Origin of the sequence: Streptomyces sp. NPDC048361 (genome assembly GCF_040651795.1) — a bacterium.
Classification (GTDB): domain Bacteria; phylum Actinomycetota; class Actinomycetes; order Streptomycetales; family Streptomycetaceae; genus Streptomyces.
The window spans coordinates 46,210-60,499 of record NZ_JBEZKW010000018.1; the positions used below are offsets into that span (position 1 = coordinate 46,210).

General features: G+C 70.1%; 14 protein-coding genes and 1 pseudogene. 9 read left to right on the plus strand and 6 right to left on the minus strand.

The features are described from left to right. Nucleotides 1-368 precede the first annotated feature (368 nt). The 3 genes from AB0D31_RS13265 (at nt 369) to AB0D31_RS13275 (ending at nt 3,422) form a co-directional block, all read left to right on the plus strand. Nucleotides 369-1,805: a family 2 encapsulin nanocompartment cargo protein terpene cyclase gene (locus tag AB0D31_RS13265; protein ID WP_362721221.1), complete on the plus strand. Its 1,437-nt coding sequence runs from the start codon at nt 369-371 to the stop codon at nt 1,803-1,805. Between the two features lie 16 nt (nt 1,806-1,821). Continuing rightward, the gene (locus tag AB0D31_RS13270) at nt 1,822-2,700 is read left to right on the plus strand and encodes a geranyl diphosphate 2-C-methyltransferase (protein WP_362721224.1); all 879 of its coding nucleotides are present in this window, start codon (nt 1,822-1,824) and stop codon (nt 2,698-2,700) included. A gap of 158 nt (nt 2,701-2,858) precedes the next feature. Then, complete coding sequence (locus tag AB0D31_RS13275; protein ID WP_362721226.1) at nt 2,859-3,422, plus strand: GNAT family N-acetyltransferase; 564 nt, start codon at nt 2,859-2,861, stop codon at nt 3,420-3,422. Between the two features lie 10 nt (nt 3,423-3,432). Here AB0D31_RS13275 and AB0D31_RS13280 read toward each other — a convergent pair whose 3' ends face one another. Beyond that, on the minus strand, nt 3,433-3,771 hold the full coding sequence (locus AB0D31_RS13280; RefSeq protein ID WP_362721229.1) for a DUF4190 domain-containing protein: 339 nt from the start codon (nt 3,769-3,771) through the stop codon (nt 3,433-3,435). Nucleotides 3,772-4,066: 295 nt separating this feature from the next. Here AB0D31_RS13280 and AB0D31_RS13285 point away from each other — a divergent pair, with 295 nt between their 5' ends. Then, nucleotides 4,067-4,990, plus strand: a complete 924-nt coding sequence (locus tag AB0D31_RS13285) for a ScbA/BarX family gamma-butyrolactone biosynthesis protein (RefSeq protein ID WP_362721232.1) — start codon at nt 4,067-4,069, stop codon at nt 4,988-4,990. Between the two features lie 82 nt (nt 4,991-5,072). Here the strand turns inward: AB0D31_RS13285 and AB0D31_RS13290 are convergent, their stop codons facing one another. Then, entirely contained in the window at nt 5,073-5,981 is a 909-nt protein-coding gene (locus tag AB0D31_RS13290; protein WP_362721235.1) for an NAD(P)H-binding protein, read from the minus strand. 168 nt (nt 5,982-6,149) lie between these two features. On the opposite strand from AB0D31_RS13290, the gene AB0D31_RS13295 reads away from it, so the two are divergent. From AB0D31_RS13295 to AB0D31_RS13305, 3 genes are all read left to right on the plus strand, one after another. Then, a complete protein-coding gene (locus tag AB0D31_RS13295) occupies nt 6,150-6,851 on the plus strand; it encodes a ScbR family autoregulator-binding transcription factor (protein WP_362721237.1) in 702 nt (233 codons plus the stop codon). 334 nt (nt 6,852-7,185) lie between these two features. Continuing rightward, on the plus strand, nt 7,186-7,935 hold the full coding sequence (locus AB0D31_RS13300; RefSeq protein WP_362721240.1) for a TetR/AcrR family transcriptional regulator: 750 nt from the start codon (nt 7,186-7,188) through the stop codon (nt 7,933-7,935). 231 nt (nt 7,936-8,166) lie between these two features. Continuing rightward, complete coding sequence (locus AB0D31_RS13305; RefSeq protein WP_362721243.1) at nt 8,167-8,937, plus strand: ScbR family autoregulator-binding transcription factor; 771 nt, start codon at nt 8,167-8,169, stop codon at nt 8,935-8,937. A 61-nt stretch (nt 8,938-8,998) separates the two neighbouring features. Here AB0D31_RS13305 and AB0D31_RS13310 read toward each other — a convergent pair whose 3' ends face one another. From AB0D31_RS13310 to AB0D31_RS13320, 3 genes and pseudogenes are all read right to left on the minus strand, one after another. Next, on the minus strand, nt 8,999-9,658 hold the full coding sequence (locus tag AB0D31_RS13310) for a ScbR family autoregulator-binding transcription factor (protein ID WP_362721246.1): 660 nt from the start codon (nt 9,656-9,658) through the stop codon (nt 8,999-9,001). Between the two features lie 194 nt (nt 9,659-9,852). Continuing rightward, nucleotides 9,853-10,338 carry a hypothetical protein gene (locus AB0D31_RS13315; RefSeq protein ID WP_362721387.1) on the minus strand — a complete coding sequence of 162 codons (486 nt, stop codon included), beginning with the start codon at nt 10,336-10,338 and terminating at the stop codon, nt 9,853-9,855. A gap of 53 nt (nt 10,339-10,391) precedes the next feature. After that, nucleotides 10,392-11,621 (minus strand): annotated as a pseudogene (locus tag AB0D31_RS13320) (molybdopterin dinucleotide binding domain-containing protein); the annotation flags it as partial. Between the two features lie 639 nt (nt 11,622-12,260). Between AB0D31_RS13320 and AB0D31_RS13325 the strand changes: the two are divergent. Next, on the plus strand, nt 12,261-12,713 hold the full coding sequence (locus tag AB0D31_RS13325; protein ID WP_362721249.1) for an ATP-binding protein: 453 nt from the start codon (nt 12,261-12,263) through the stop codon (nt 12,711-12,713). Nucleotides 12,714-12,761: 48 nt separating this feature from the next. Here AB0D31_RS13325 and AB0D31_RS13330 read toward each other — a convergent pair whose 3' ends face one another. Next, entirely contained in the window at nt 12,762-13,637 is an 876-nt protein-coding gene (locus tag AB0D31_RS13330) for a SigB/SigF/SigG family RNA polymerase sigma factor (protein ID WP_362721390.1), read from the minus strand. Between the two features lie 154 nt (nt 13,638-13,791). On the opposite strand from AB0D31_RS13330, the gene AB0D31_RS13335 reads away from it, so the two are divergent. Continuing rightward, nucleotides 13,792-14,271, plus strand: coding sequence for an ATP-binding protein (locus AB0D31_RS13335; RefSeq protein WP_362721252.1), 480 nt, complete (start codon nt 13,792-13,794; stop codon nt 14,269-14,271). Nucleotides 14,272-14,290: the final 19 nt, after the last annotated feature.

Here is a 14,290-nt window from a genome sequence, read left to right on the forward strand (position 1 = left end):
GCCGGGGCATTCGGTGCCGGACCGGGCCGCCGACACCGGTCGCCCCAACACAACGGGGAATGACGTCGGTTGGGCCATCGGCGGCTCCCGTATCCCTCGTGCACGCTGACGCCTTGCATGCCGATGCCCCCGCGGCTCACCGGACCCCGGATGCGCCCCGGGGCCCAGCCGCATGCCTCCGGCGCGGGCACGGGCGGAGGGCCGTTACGACATAAGTGCCGTCGCGGAGCGCGGAGTTGGCCTACCGCCGACTCCCGTCCGGTGGCGCCTACTCCCCCGCTCTCCGCACGCCCAGCTCGCCGGTCCGGCACTCCTTCCGGGCACGTCGAGTGCGCTCGGAACAATCCGCCTCACGCAAGGAGCAATGGATGCCCGTCCCCGACCTCAGTCCAGTGCAGGTGCACATGGTCCCGCAGGTCACGACAGCGGAGCCCGTCGCACCGGACGTCGGCGGCACCATGTGTGCTGATGGCACCTGTGCCGACGGCCCGGGTGTCGACGGCACGGGTGTGCCGCGCTCCGCCAATGCCCCAAATCCGCCCGCGCATCCGCCCGTCGGCGCAGCCGCCCATCCCCCCATCCACTCGTCCACCCCTCCGGCCGCCGAACCCTCCATGGGCGCGGGCGCGGAGGGCGTCGCGGAGACCCACGCCGTGCCGGACGACGGGACCGTACCGGACCTGGTGGACGTACCGGACCTGCCCGAGGCAAGGCCGTACGGGGTGACCCCCATGAGCCCCGAGGTCCTGGAACGTGTCCTGCGCGGGCCCAACGGGCTGGGCACGAGCGGTCTGCGGCTCATGCCCCGTGTCGAGGCATCGGCGGCCGGCACCCCGGTGCCGGGTCTCTACCACCATCCCGTGCCGGAGCCCGACCCGGTGCGGGTGGCGGAGGTGAGCCGAAGGATCAAGGACTGGGCGGTGCGCGAGGTCGAGCTGTATCCGCCGGAGTGGGAGGACCAGTTCGACGGGTTCGCCCTCGGCCGCTACATGGTGGCGTGCCACCCCGACGCGCCGACCATCGAGCACCTGATGGTCGCGACCCGGCTGATGGCCGCGGAGAACGCCCTCGACGACTGTTACTGCGAGGACCACGGCGGCTCGCCCGTGGGTCTCGGCGGACGGCTGCTGCTGGCGCACACCGCTCTCGACCCGCTCCACACCACACGGGAACACCAAGTGCCATGGGCGCAGTCGCTGTTCAGCGACGCCCCGCGCCGGGCGTACCGGTCGGCCATGGAGTACTTCGTCCAAGCCGCGAGTGCCTCGCAGGCCGACCGCTACCGGCATGACATGGCCCGGCTGCACCTGGGCTACCTCGCCGAGGCCGCGTGGGCGCAGACCGAGTACATGCCCGAGGTCTGGGAGTACCTGGCGATGCGGCAGTTCAACAACTTCCGCCCGTGCCCGACCATCACCGACACGGTCGGTGGCTACGAGCTCCCCGCCGATCTGCATGCCCGGCCCGCCATGCAGAGGATCATCGCGCTCGCCTCCAACGCCACCACGATCGTCAACGACCTGTACTCCTACACCAAGGAACTCGACGCCCCCGGCCGCCATCTCAACCTGCCCGTGGTGATCGCCGAGAGCGACAGCTGCGGGCCGCGCGAGGCGTACCTCAAGGCGGTCGAGGTCCACAACGAGCTCATGCACGAGTTCGAGGCCGAGGCCTCCGCTCTGGCCGTCGCCTGTCCCGCGCCCCAAGTGATCCGTTTTCTGCACGGAGTGGCGGCGTGGGTCGACGGCAACCACCACTGGCATCAGACCAATACCTACCGCTACTCACTGCCCGACTTCTGGTAAGCAAAGGGGACTTATCGTGTCCACGAACGTCGAACCCACCATCAGCACCGCGACCATCCCTGCCCCGGCCACGCCCTACCAGGACGACATCGCCCGGTACTGGGACCACGAGGCCCGGCCGGTGAACCTGCGTCTCGGCGATGTCGACGGCCTCTACCACCACCACTACGGCATCGGCGATGTCGACCACGCGGCGCTCGCGGCGCCCGGCGCCCCCGACCGGGACACGAAGCTGATCGCGGAGCTGCACCGCCTGGAGTCCGCACAGTCGGACGTGCTGCTCGACCACCTCGGGCCCATCGCCCCCGGCGCCACCCTGGTGGACGCCGGCTGCGGCCGGGGCGGCTCCATGGTCATGGCCCATCAGCGGTTCGGCTGCACGGTCGAGGGCGTCACCCTCTCGGCCAAGCAGGCCGACTTCGCCAACCAGCGCGCCCGTGACCTCGGCATCGACAGCTCCGTGCGGTCCCGGGTCTGCAACATGCTGGACATGCCGTTCGCGACCGGAGAGGCCGCGGGCTCATGGAACAACGAGTCGAGCATGTACGTCGACCTGCACGACCTCTTCGCCGAGCACGCCCGCATCCTGACCCCCGGCGGCCGGTACGTGACGATCACCGGCTGCTGGAACCCCAAGTACGGCCAGCCCTCCAAGTGGGTCTCGCAGATCAACGCACACTTCGAGTGCAACATCCACTCACGTCGTGAGTACCTGCGGGCCATGGTCGACAACCGTCTCGTCCCGCAGGCGGTCATCGACCTGACTCCCGACACCCTGCCGTACTGGGAGCTCCGCGCCACCTCGTCCCTGGTCACGGGTATCGAGGAGGCATTCATCAACTCCTACAAGGACGGCTCGTTCCAGTACGTCCTCATCGCGGCCGACCGCGTCTGACGGTCGCACGCAGCCAGCAGGAGGAGCTCCCGGTGGGGCCGGCACACCCTCATGGTGTGCCGGCCGCGCCGGGAGCCGAGGTGTGCTCGGGGCGACCCGCGAATGTCCGCCGCCGATATCGGGTGGCGGACCGGGCCCTCCGTGGTGAAGATCGCTCCATGTCCCTCTTCCTCGAAACCGAGCGGCTGGTACTGCGTTCCTTCACCGGAGCCGACGCGGACCATCTGATCGCGTTGGACAACGACCCCGACGTGGTCCGCTTCATCACCGGCGGCCGGTCCACCTCCCCCGAGACGATCAGGACGCGGACGCTGCCCCGCCTGCTGCACGACTACCCGTGCTGGGGGCACCGCGGTTACTGGGCCGCGGAGGAGCGGATCAGCGGGCTCTTCCTCGGGTGGTTCGAGTTCCGCCCCCTCGACGACGCGAGCGCGGCCGTCGTCGAACTCGGCTACCGGCTCAACAAGGCGGCCTGGGGCAGGGGTTACGCCACCGAAGGCGCTCGGGCCCTGATCGACAAGGGATTCGTCGAGCTCGGCGTGGAGACGGTCACCGCGAACACCATGACGGTGAACACCCGCTCCCGGCGTGTGATGGAGAAGTCGGGCCTGACGTTCGAGCGAAGCTTCACCGGGGACTATCCGGACGCGATCCCGGGGTCCGAGCATGGCGAGGTCGAGTACCGGCTCACCAGGGCCGATTGGGAACGGCAGCAGGCGTAGCGCAGCGCCCTCAGCCGTCGACGACCACGGCAAGTCCGGCGATCACGCCGATCAGCAGCAGCACCATGAGCAGTACGTAGAGCAGGGTCAGATACGCGGTCACGATCGAGGCGAGGGCGAGCCAGCGGCCGGGCAGCCCCCGGCGGCGTGCCCGGCGGCGCCCGATGTGGCCCGAGACGATCGCGACGAGCGAGCACAGCAGGATGAGGATCACCCATCCCAGTGTCAGAGGCAGGAAGACCGTGCCGGTTGCCAGGCTTCCGGTGGCAGCCATCACCCCCATCAGGGCGGCTACGACACTGATCTCGGCGGCGCGGTTGTTCGGGCTCTCCACTGCTGTGCTGCTCATGCCAGGACTCTAACCAGCGGCCGTGACGCATCTCGAATCCGGCCACAGCGGCCGGCCGGCTCAGGGACGGAGAGGGAGCGGACGCGCCACTTTTTGACGGAGGTGATCTCCCTCAAGGCTGGAAATTAAACCGGCTGGTATGTATCTTCGAGCTTGCGAGGGGCCGTCCCACGTCTTGTGCCGCTTCGCTCAAAGCGCGGATCCTGGGGGAGTCATGTCCACAAGCACATTCCGCTTTCACACGCCGGCGGACCTGTCGACAGCAATCGAGGATACAGGGGTCGCCGCACCTCCGATGTTCCGTTATCCCCATCTCACAACGACAGTTCCCCAGGAATTCGTGCACCGGGCCGCCGTGGCGGAGGTGCTGCTCACCGGCTGGGAGCGGCTGGACGACGCCTCGTTCCAGATCACCGCCCAACTGCCGCGGAGCCACAGCTTCTACACCCCGGTCAACGGGACGCATTACGACCCTCTGATGGTTACGGAAACAATCCGCCAGGTCGGTTCTCTGCTGGCTCACGCGGAATTCACCGTTCCGCTCGGCCATCAATTCATGATGAAGGACTTGACGGTCTCCGTGCGGCCGGACCAACTGCATGTGGGTGACACCCCGGCGGCGCTCGACCTGCACGTCACGTGCAGCGAGGTGAAGTGGCGCAGGAAGGCGTTTGCCGGAACCCGCTACGACGCGGTGATCCGCCGGGACGGGGAGATCGTCGCCACCGGGGGCGCCATGTACACCTGCGTCACGCCGGAGGTGTACCGCAGGCTCCGTGGCGACCGTCCGCGGTCCGGCGAAGGAGCCGCGCCCCAACTGACCGCCCCGGTCTCGCCGCAGAGCGTGGGCCGCATGTCGCCCATCGACGTGGTCCTGTCCCCCTCGAACGAGGCCGACCGGTGGCGGCTGCGGGTGGACACGCGCCACCCCATACTCTTCGACCACCCGGTGGACCACGTGCCGGGCATGGTCCTCCTGGAGGCCGCCCGGCAGGCCGCGACCGCGCTTCTGCTGGGGTCGGACCCGCAGCACTCGCCCCTGCTGCCCCTGCGCGTCGAAAGCGAGTTCCTGCGCTACACCGAGCTGGACGCTCCCTGCACCATCGAGGCCTGCCGGATACCGGGCGGTCCGCAGGAGGTCGCCGTTCTGGTGACCGGCACCCAGAACGGCGAACAGGTCTTCAGCTGCGTGATCGGCGCGGCCGACACTCATCGCTGACGGGACGCTCATCGCTGACGGCACGCCGCACCACACCATGGCCGGCACCACCGGGCTGCTCCGCGCGGCCACCCCAGCTCCCTCAGGCCGTCCCCGTCGCCGGGCTTCGCACCGGCTCGGACTCCGGCGCCCATTCAGTCCCTCCAAGTGCCGCGAAGGATCCGGCATGGTCGGCGGCCCAGGTGGCGTACGACCGGGCGGGGCGTCCGGTGACGACCGACACGGTGGGGTCCATCTCCCGCTTCGCACCGGCCCGTTGGCGCTCCGCGCTGTGCAGGAGCGCCTTGGCCAGCGCCTCGGGATACCGGAGCGACCACGCCGTGACGGCGTCGTCGGGCGAGAGTTCCTCGAAACGCAGGGGGATGCCCAGCACCCGGGCGAGCACGCCGGTCTGCTGAACGGCGGAGACGGCTTCGGGCCCGGTCAGCGTGTACGCCTGCCCGTGGTGACCGCTCCCCGTGAGCGCCTCGACCGCGACATCGGCGATGTCGCGGGGGTCGACGCACACATTGGCCGCGGTGCCGTAGAGCGCGCGCACCACCCCCTCGGACCGTATGGAGGACGCCCAGGAAAGGGTGTTGGACATGAAGGCGCGCGGTCGCAGCAGGGTCCACGCGATGCCGCTCGCGCGCAACAGCTCTTCGTTGGTGCGCTGCCAGGAAGTGATGACGTCGTTGGCATCCGGGTCCTGGACAGCGGCTGCGGAGAGCTTCACTATGTGCTGGACTCCGGCGGCGCGGGCGGCCGCAAGGAAGCGCGCGTCGTCGTCACTGGTCACGCGATTGGTGACGAGCAGGGCGCCGCGCACTCCGCGCAGAGCACGTTCGAGGGAGGCCTGATCCGCGTAGTCGCCCTGGGCGATGTCGGTACGAGGGCGAGTCGTGGTGATGCGGGACGGGTTCCGCGTCAGGGCGCGTACGTCGAGGTCGGCGGGGAGGCGGTCGAGCACAAGCCGGCCGACGGTGCCGCTCGCTCCGGTGACGAGGATCATCGGATCCGCCCTTGCAGGACGGGGGCCGGGCCCAGATTTTCGGTCATGTTCTCTCCCAAAATGGCTGAGTAAGCGCCGCGCCCTGCGGATGGTTGACACTGTAAGATACGAACTTGACGGTTTTTTTGCATGGACCTCCGAAAGGTTCATAGACCCGGAGCGGGGACAGTGGCCAAGCAGGACAGAGCAATCCGTACGCGGCGGTCGATCCTCGAAGCAGCTGCCAAGGTCTTCGAGGAGCGCGGCTACCAGGCCGCCACGATCTCCGAGATCCTGAACGAGGCGGGCGTCACCAAGGGCGCGCTGTACTTCCACTTCCAGTCCAAGGAACACCTTGCGCTGGGGCTCCTCGACGAGCAGGACGAGGGACTGGCCGTCCCGTTCCGTCCGTGCAAGGTCCAAGAAGTCGTCGACGTGATCGTGCTCTTCACGCACCGGCTCCAGACCAGTCAGATGGTGCGCGCCAGCGTGCATCTCACGCTGGACCAGCAGGCCTCGGGGCTCGACCGCACCGGCCCATTTCTCGCCTGGGGCGAGATGATGCGCAGCCTGCTGCGCGAGGCGCAGCAACAGGGCGAACTCCTGCCGCACGTGGTGACGGACGAGACGGCCGACGTCCTGGTCGGCTCGTACGCCGGGATACAGGCCATGTCGCACGCCCTGAGCAGCTACCAGGATCTGGGCCGGCGGGTGACCACCCTGCTGCGGCACATCCTGCCGAGCGTGGTGATCTCCTCCGTGCTGACCTCGGTGGACATGACCGCCGAGCGCGGCGCGCACGTCTATGCGGAGGCCAAGCGCAATCTCGCGCAGGCGCAGGCGGAAGCCAAGGAACGCGCCGCGAGCGAGTTGACCGCGACGGCCGGCTGAGCACGTTACCGAGGGCGGGGCCGCCGCCGTGGGGCGGTCCGGCCCCACCGCTCGGGCGCTCGGGCCGGGCCTTTCCGCGGGGCCGGCCCGCTCCGCTCCACCGCTCGGCCGGCTCTTCCGCTCACCACTCGGGCCGCTCAGAATGTCCCGCTCCACCGTGCCGCTTTCGCCCCTGCCCGGTGCTCGACTCATCCAGGAAGAAACCTCGCTGCCTGTTACTGGCTGTACGCTGGCGCGAACAGTGTACGCAGCAGGTCGACGGCGTGCGCTCGCACGGCGGGCGCTCTCCTCCACGACCCGCTCCCTGAGTTTCGTACGGAGATGAGGAAGCGCGATGCCGAGCGACGAGCAACCGCCGATTCCGTCGGTGTGGACCCGCCCGCGGGGGCGACGCGAGCAGCCGGCGCTGAGCCGCGGGCAGATCGTCGCGGAAGCCGTACGCCTGCTGGACTCCGAGGGAATCGACGCCCTGAGCATGCGCAAGCTCGGCACCCGGCTCGACGCGGGAGCCACCTCGCTCTACCGGCATGTGGCCAACAAGGATGAGCTCATCGAGCTCGTGGTGGACGAGGTGTACGGGGAGCTGGACGATCCGGACGCCGGGCCGTCGGCGCACTGGCGCGAGACGACGACGGCGCGCGCCCACAGTCTGCGGGCGATGATCCTTCAACACCCCTGGATCGCCTCCGTACTCGGCGAAGTCGGGGTGGCCTACCTCGGGCCCAATCTCATGCGGCTGTCGGATCGCATGATCGCGACGTTCGAGGATGCCGGGTTCCCGCTGGACGAGTCGGACCACGCGGTGCGCACCCTTTTCGCGTACGTCACCGGTACGGCGATCAGCGAGGCGGCCTGGCTGACCATGCTCGTCCGCAGCGGACAGTCCGAACAGGAGTGGGTGGAGCGGCTGTGGCCCGCGGCCGAGCAGGCGGCCCAGGCCTACCCGCGGCTCCGTAAGGGCTACGCGGACCAGCGCGGCAAGGATCCCAGGGCCATCCGCGACGAGAACTTCCGGTATGGCCTGGAGCGGTTCCTCGACGGACTCGAGGTCCGGCTCGGGAGCACCGGACATACCTCGGTCTAGCGGCTGATTCCGGCCCCTCCTTTCGTGACCGCTGGTCGCGTCACATCCAGCTCCCGGCCATAGAAAACCGCAAGACCGGTTTGGTACGCTCAGGTCTGCCGACTGGGTAAGCCAGGGTGCCTTGCGCCCGTGCCCCGGTTCCGGGGCACGGACCGTGTTCCGGCTGCATACGACGACGGCCCGCCGTATCGGGCGAACACGGTTACCCCTGCGCAGTAATGGAGCGCCTTGATGGCCAGACAGGAACGCGCGGTACGCACGCGCAACATGTTGATCGAGTCCGCCGCCGAGCTGTTCGACCGTGAGGGGTTCGAGACGGCATCGCTCGCCACGATCAGTGCCCGGGCAGGCGTGAGCAACGGCGCACTGCACTTCCACTTCGCGAGCAAGGCCGCGCTGGCCGGCGCGGTGTGGGAGACGGCGGCGCAGCGGCTGTGGCGGATCACCGAAGGCGGCCCGTCCCGGGAGTGCGCGCTGCAACTGCTCATCGACGCAAGCCACGCCCTGGTGCGGGGCTTCCACCACGATGTCGTCCTGCGGGCCGGGTTCCATCTGAGCGGCAGCCCGGAGTCGACCGGGGTGAGCGCCGATCTGCACCGCACCTGGCAGGACTGGGTGGAGGCGATGTGCGCGCGGGCGTATCGGGAGAAGGCTCTGGCGCCGGACGTGTCCACCGAGGACGCGGCGCTCGCGGTGGTGGCCGCGGTGACCGGGTTCGAGGCGCTGGGCGAGCAGGACGACCAGTGGCTGTCGGCGGCCACACTGACCGCCTTCTGGGAGCTTCTGCTGCCGCGTCTTGCGCGGGAGTCCGCCCTCGGCCGGCTGGTGGCGTCGGGCACCGGATCCGGGGTTCACCCGGAACCACCGCGCCTCTTGGAGGAGCGCGCGGTCAATTCGCTTGATGGGATGGGCGGTTCGGCCGGCCGGTCGCTCGGCCGGCGTCTCTCCCTGAGCGGGGCGACGGGATCACCGGGGGCCGGCACGGCATCGCGGTCTCAGTGAACGACCGCCCCTGCGGTCCGGCGGGTCGCACCCGCCGGACCGCCCGCGTACGCCGTCTTCCTCAGCCGGCGACCGCAAGGAAGTCGCGCTCCGAGGCGTCCGCCTTCGGTCCGATCGCCACGACCTCGCCGAGTGTTTCGGCGGGCGCGGGAGCGACCAGGCACGGCATGACAAGCCGCCAGAACCCGGCGAGCGAGGCCGGGGAGACCCATCGCGGATCCTTGCGGCCCAGCAGACCGAAGCCGGTGGTGGCCGCGACGATGGTGGCGACCATGGCCGTGAGGTCCACATGCTCGACGAGCAGCCGCTCGTCGCGGGCCTCCGTCAGCAACTGCCGTACGCACACCTGCCATTCCTGGCGCAGGTCCACCCGGCTGAGGCGGGCCGTGTCACCGCTCAGCCGCAGGCCCGCACGCGACACGACGTCGCGGTGCAGCTGGTCGGCCAGGGCGTGCGAGGTCCGGGTGAGCCGCTGCAGGGCGTTCATACCCGGGCGCTGGGCGAGCCGGCCGGCACGGCGCAGGCCGGCGGCGGCCGTGGTCTCCACCGCGGAGGCCACCGCCGCCTTGTTCTCGAAGTGGAAGTGGAGGGCGCCGAGGCTGACGCCCGCGTTGGTACTGATGTCGGCCAGCCTGGCCTGCACGTACCCGTGCCGCTCGAAGGACTCGGCCGCCGAGCGGATCAGCGACTGACGGGTGCGCACGGCACGTTCCTGTTTCATACCGGTGGCTCCTCGGGCTGGACTGCAGTGGAGTTATCAAACCAGCTTCGCGGTTTTTTAACCAGCTTCTGGGTGCCGGTCCTCAGCGCATCGCTCCCACGATGGATATATCCCGGAAGATACGTGGCTGTCTTCGTTCCTGCGGATTTGACGGCATGGTATTGAGCCACGAGCTCCTTCGACCCGGGGGTGCGTCAGAGACTGGTCAGCACCTGCGGGGAGAGGATTTTGATCATGGTGTTGGTCCAGCGCATCTGACGCAGCGTCTGCGGGTGGCAGGACGTGACCAGGTGGAGCAGATCGCTGTCCCGGGCGGCCTGCGCCGCCTGGGCGAGCATCTCCCAGTGCAGCGAGTGCTCCGAGGCGGCCAGATGCAGCTCGCACAGGTCACGCAGGAGGAGCAGCCCGGGCTCCGGGCGGTGCGCCCCCGTTTCGGCGGTCTTTCTCCCGAGGGCCGCCAGGGTGCCGGAGAAGGAGGGCGCGGAGGCGTCGGGCGGGCCGTCCAGGTCGAGATCGTAGCCGTGGCCGGCGGCCGCGAGCCGGGCGGCGTGTTCGCGCGACCAGCCCGCCAGGTCGATGGCGACGTGATGGACCTCGTGCTCGGCACGGTGCCGTTCAGCAACGGCCAACAGCCCGTCGGCGAGGTCGAGTTCACCGCGGTGCGCGGTGCGCAGAACCAGCTGGGTGCCCTTCCCTCGCCGCTCCCGTCGCGCCGGCTGTCTGCGCCGCCCGGCGTTTGGGACGCACGCGCCGAGGGTCCGCCGGCAGTGCGGGTGACGACGGCGGCTCCTGCGGCCGGGGCGGAAGCTGCCGGGGCGGACGCCGCCGTGGTGGGCGCGTCCGCGGTCGCCCCGTTCCCGCGTTCCACGAGGTGCAGAGCCGCCGCGGCCGTCTTGAACAGCGGCTGTTTCGAGACGGGGTCCCAGTCGGTGACCGTCGTCTCGTTGGCGGCGCGCCCCGGGGTGGAGGCGTCGGGGCCATCGCCCGCGGGCGTGTCCCAGTAGCCGTAGTGGAAGGGGACGAACAGCAGGCCGCGCCGGATGTCGGTCACCCTCAGCCGCCCGCGCAGAGCCCCGCGATCGGTGACGACCTCCACCAAGGCACCTTCGTGCAGACCGAGTTCGCCGGCGTCCTCGACCGACGCCTCCACCCAGACGTCGGGTGCGGCGTCATTGAGCTGGGGGGTGCGGCCGGTCTTGGTCCGGGTGTGGAAGTGGTAGAGGGTCCTCCCGGTGGTGAGCTGGAAGGGGAAGGTGTCACCGGGTTCCTCGTGCGACGGCAGATAGCCGGCGGCTTTGATCACGGCCTTGCCGTCCGGGTTGAGCGACCTGTACTCGACGACCGTGGTGGACGCGCCGGTCAGGTCTCTTCCGTACGACTCGCACACATCGGGGTGGGCCCAGCTGATCCCTTCCGTGTAGAGGCGGTCGGTGCCCTCCGGGAACGTCTCGTTGCACGGCCACTGGATGCCGCTGCCGCCGCGGAGCTTGGCGTACCCGAGTCCGGTGTAGTCGCACGGCCGGCCGGCGCTGCAGGCCTTCCACGCCTCGAAGGCGGACTCGGGGTCGTGCCAGGTGATCAGGGGGCCGCCGTCCTTGTCCTTGAAGCCCATGCGGGAGGCGTAGTCGAGGAAGATGTCCAGGTCCGGCCTGGCCTCACCGGGAGGCTCGACGGCCTTGTCCGACAGGTGCACGGTCCGGTCTGCGTTGGTGAACGTGCCCACCTTCTCGCCCCAGGTGGCGGCCGGCAGCACCACGTCGGCCAGGTGGGCCGTCTCGGTCAGGAAAAGATCCTGAACCACGACGAACAGCCGGTCCTGGGCCAGGATCGAGCGGATGCGGGCGAGCTCGGGCAGGGATACCGCCGGATTGGTGCCGCTGATCCACAGCATGCGGATCGAGCCCTGCTCGGCGTAACGGAACATCTGCAGGGCGTGGGTCGGCGGACCCTAGTGCGGGATGGTGCTCGTCTTCGGGGTCGATCCCGTCGGTCAGATAGGCATCGACGCGTTCCGGTCATGTCTCGTGCCTGCCGTAGGGCGTGCGGCTGCCCCAGGGCTCCGCGATCCGGTCGACCGATGCGTCCACGGCTGCCTCCCGATGCCGTCGCCGTGAGCGGGTGCGGCGACCGTGCATGGGTACCCGGCGGCGCGGGCTCGTAACGCCGGCACCACGCGGGTCACCCCGGGTGGCGACCACGCCGGGAGGCCGCGGCTCGGCGTCCGCTGCCGGGCGCCGGGTGCACCGCACGGCTCCGATCAACACCGCACCAGCACCACACCGACGGCCTGGACGGGGTCTTCCTTTCCTCCGAATGAGCGACTTGCGTCTTGCCGCAGTACGGGGCAACTAGAGCGGCGGCTATTGGGCACTCTCCCTAACGGGTCACCCCACCCCAGGTGCGGGCCACGTCCGCGGCGGACGTGCGCGGGCGGCCCGAGGCGAAGTGGACCGGTGACTCCGTGTCCGCGGTGACGACCGCGTGGGTGTGCGCACCGGCGGGGACGAGGCGGACCAGGGCGGCGCGGAGGCATCGCGCGTCGCGTCCGGGGCGCGGTGGTCGAGATGGCGAAGACAATGCAGTCGAGGTGGCGGAGACAATGATGAGCGGCACAGGACTCGCCGGGCGCAGCCAGATCCGCCGTCTGGCCTTGTTCGGGGTGAAGGGCGTGGTCAGCCGCTGCCGGGATTTCGCCGCCGGCGCGCTCGACGACTGGGGGTGGACCTCGACGGCCGACGCCGCGGATGCCGAGCGGGTGGACGATGTGCTGCTGCTGGTCTCCGAGGTCGTCACCAATGCCTGTCTGCACGCGGGCGGCCCGCGTGAACTCGTCCTGCGTCACGCGGACGGCCACCTCCGCGTGGAGGTGAGCGACGGCAGCCAGGCCGTTCCCGTACGCCGTCCTCATGCCCCGTCGCTGCCGGGTGGCCACGGCCTGATGATGCTGGACCGGCTCGCGGGCAGTTGGGGCTCGGTCCCGTCGGCGGCGGGCAAGACGGTGTGGCTGGAGATGGTCCTGCCGTCCCGGGGCGCGCGGACGGGCCCGCCCGGCTAGCGCCCGCGTGGCTCCCAGGTCGGTGCCGGACCATCCCGGTCGATCCGCTCAGCGGGCCGGCCCGTCGTCGAGGAGGCCGGTGCGCAGCCGGTTCATCATCTGGGCCAGGAGACGGGAGACATGCATCTGCGAGAGGCCGACCCGTTCGCCGATCTCCGCCTGGGTGAGCTCATCGACGAAGCGCAGCGCGAGGATCGTACGTTCGCGGTCGGTGAGGGCGGCGATGAGCGGCTTGAGGGAGTCGAGGCACTCGATGACGTCGAACGAGGGGTCTTCCCTGCCCAAGGTGCGCATGACGGCGGTGGCCCCGATGTCGTCGTCGGTGATGTCGAGCGAGCGGGCCGTGTAGGCGTTGGAGGCCTGCTCGCCCTCGGCCACTTCGGCTTCGGTGATCCGCAGGTGGGCGGCGAGTTCCGCCGTCGTCGGCGGCCTGCCCAGTTGCTGCCCGAGCGCGTCGCGCGCTCCGGCCAGCCGCAGGCGCAGCTCCTGGAGCCGGCGCGGCACTTGCACGGCCCAGCTGGTGTCGCGGAAGAACCGCTTGATCTCCCCGGTGATCGTCGGCAGCGCGAAGGAGGCGAAATCGACGCCGCGCGCCACGTCGAAGCGGTTGATCGCCTTGATCAGCCCGATGGTGCCGACCTGGAAGATGTCCTGGGACGGCTCCGCCCGGTTACGGAAGCGGCGCGCGGCGAATCTGACGAGGCTGAGGTTGAGCTCGACCAGTGTGTTGCGGACGCAGGCGTGCTCGGGTGTGCCCTCGTCGAGGTCGGCCAGCCGTCCGAACAGGGCCGCCGAGAGGATCCGTGCGTCTTCGGTGCTCAAGGCCTGGGGGCGGGGCACATCGGGGATGCCGTCGAGCGCCCGGCGCCGGACGAGGGGAGCCGGCGTCTGGGGCGGCGGTGCGGGGCGAACCTGTCCGGCCATGGTCATGAGCGGACTCCTTCGACCGGGGGCGGCGGCCCGGCCCGCCACACGGCAGGGGCCCGTCGTCCGAACGCTCCCTCCCACTTTATGCCTGATTGATGCGGTTTGAGGGTGGATGTGATTCGGGTGGTGTCTCCCCGGGCACGCGATACGCATGAATGGTGGGCATGTCACGCAGCGCGTGCGACAGAGCCGCTGGTTCAGCCTGGCGGACGGGCCGGGTGTGGTGGCGCAGTGCCGGGACCTCACTCGTCAGGTGCTTGACGAGTGGTTCGAGCCGCGTGGACCGGAGGCCGGCACGGTCGTGGGAGACGCGCTGCTCCTGGTGTCCGAGGTCGTCACCAACGCGTGCGTGCACGGCGGCGAGCCGTACGAGCTCCGCTTCGACCGACGCGACGGCAGCCTCTGGGTGGGTGTGAGCGACCGCAGCCCCGTCCGTCCCCGCCCCCACGGCCCGCACCGCCCCGCGCGTACCTCGGGTCACGGCCTCTATTTGTTGCAGAAGCTGTCCGCGGCGTGGGGCTGGGTGCCGACCGGGCAGGGGAAGACCGTGTGGTTCGAGATCCGCGTCCCGGGCACCACGGGCCTTGCCGGGTCCGGCCTTGCCGGGTCCGGCCTTGCCGGGTCCGGCTGAGTCCGCTGTGGCGCCGCTT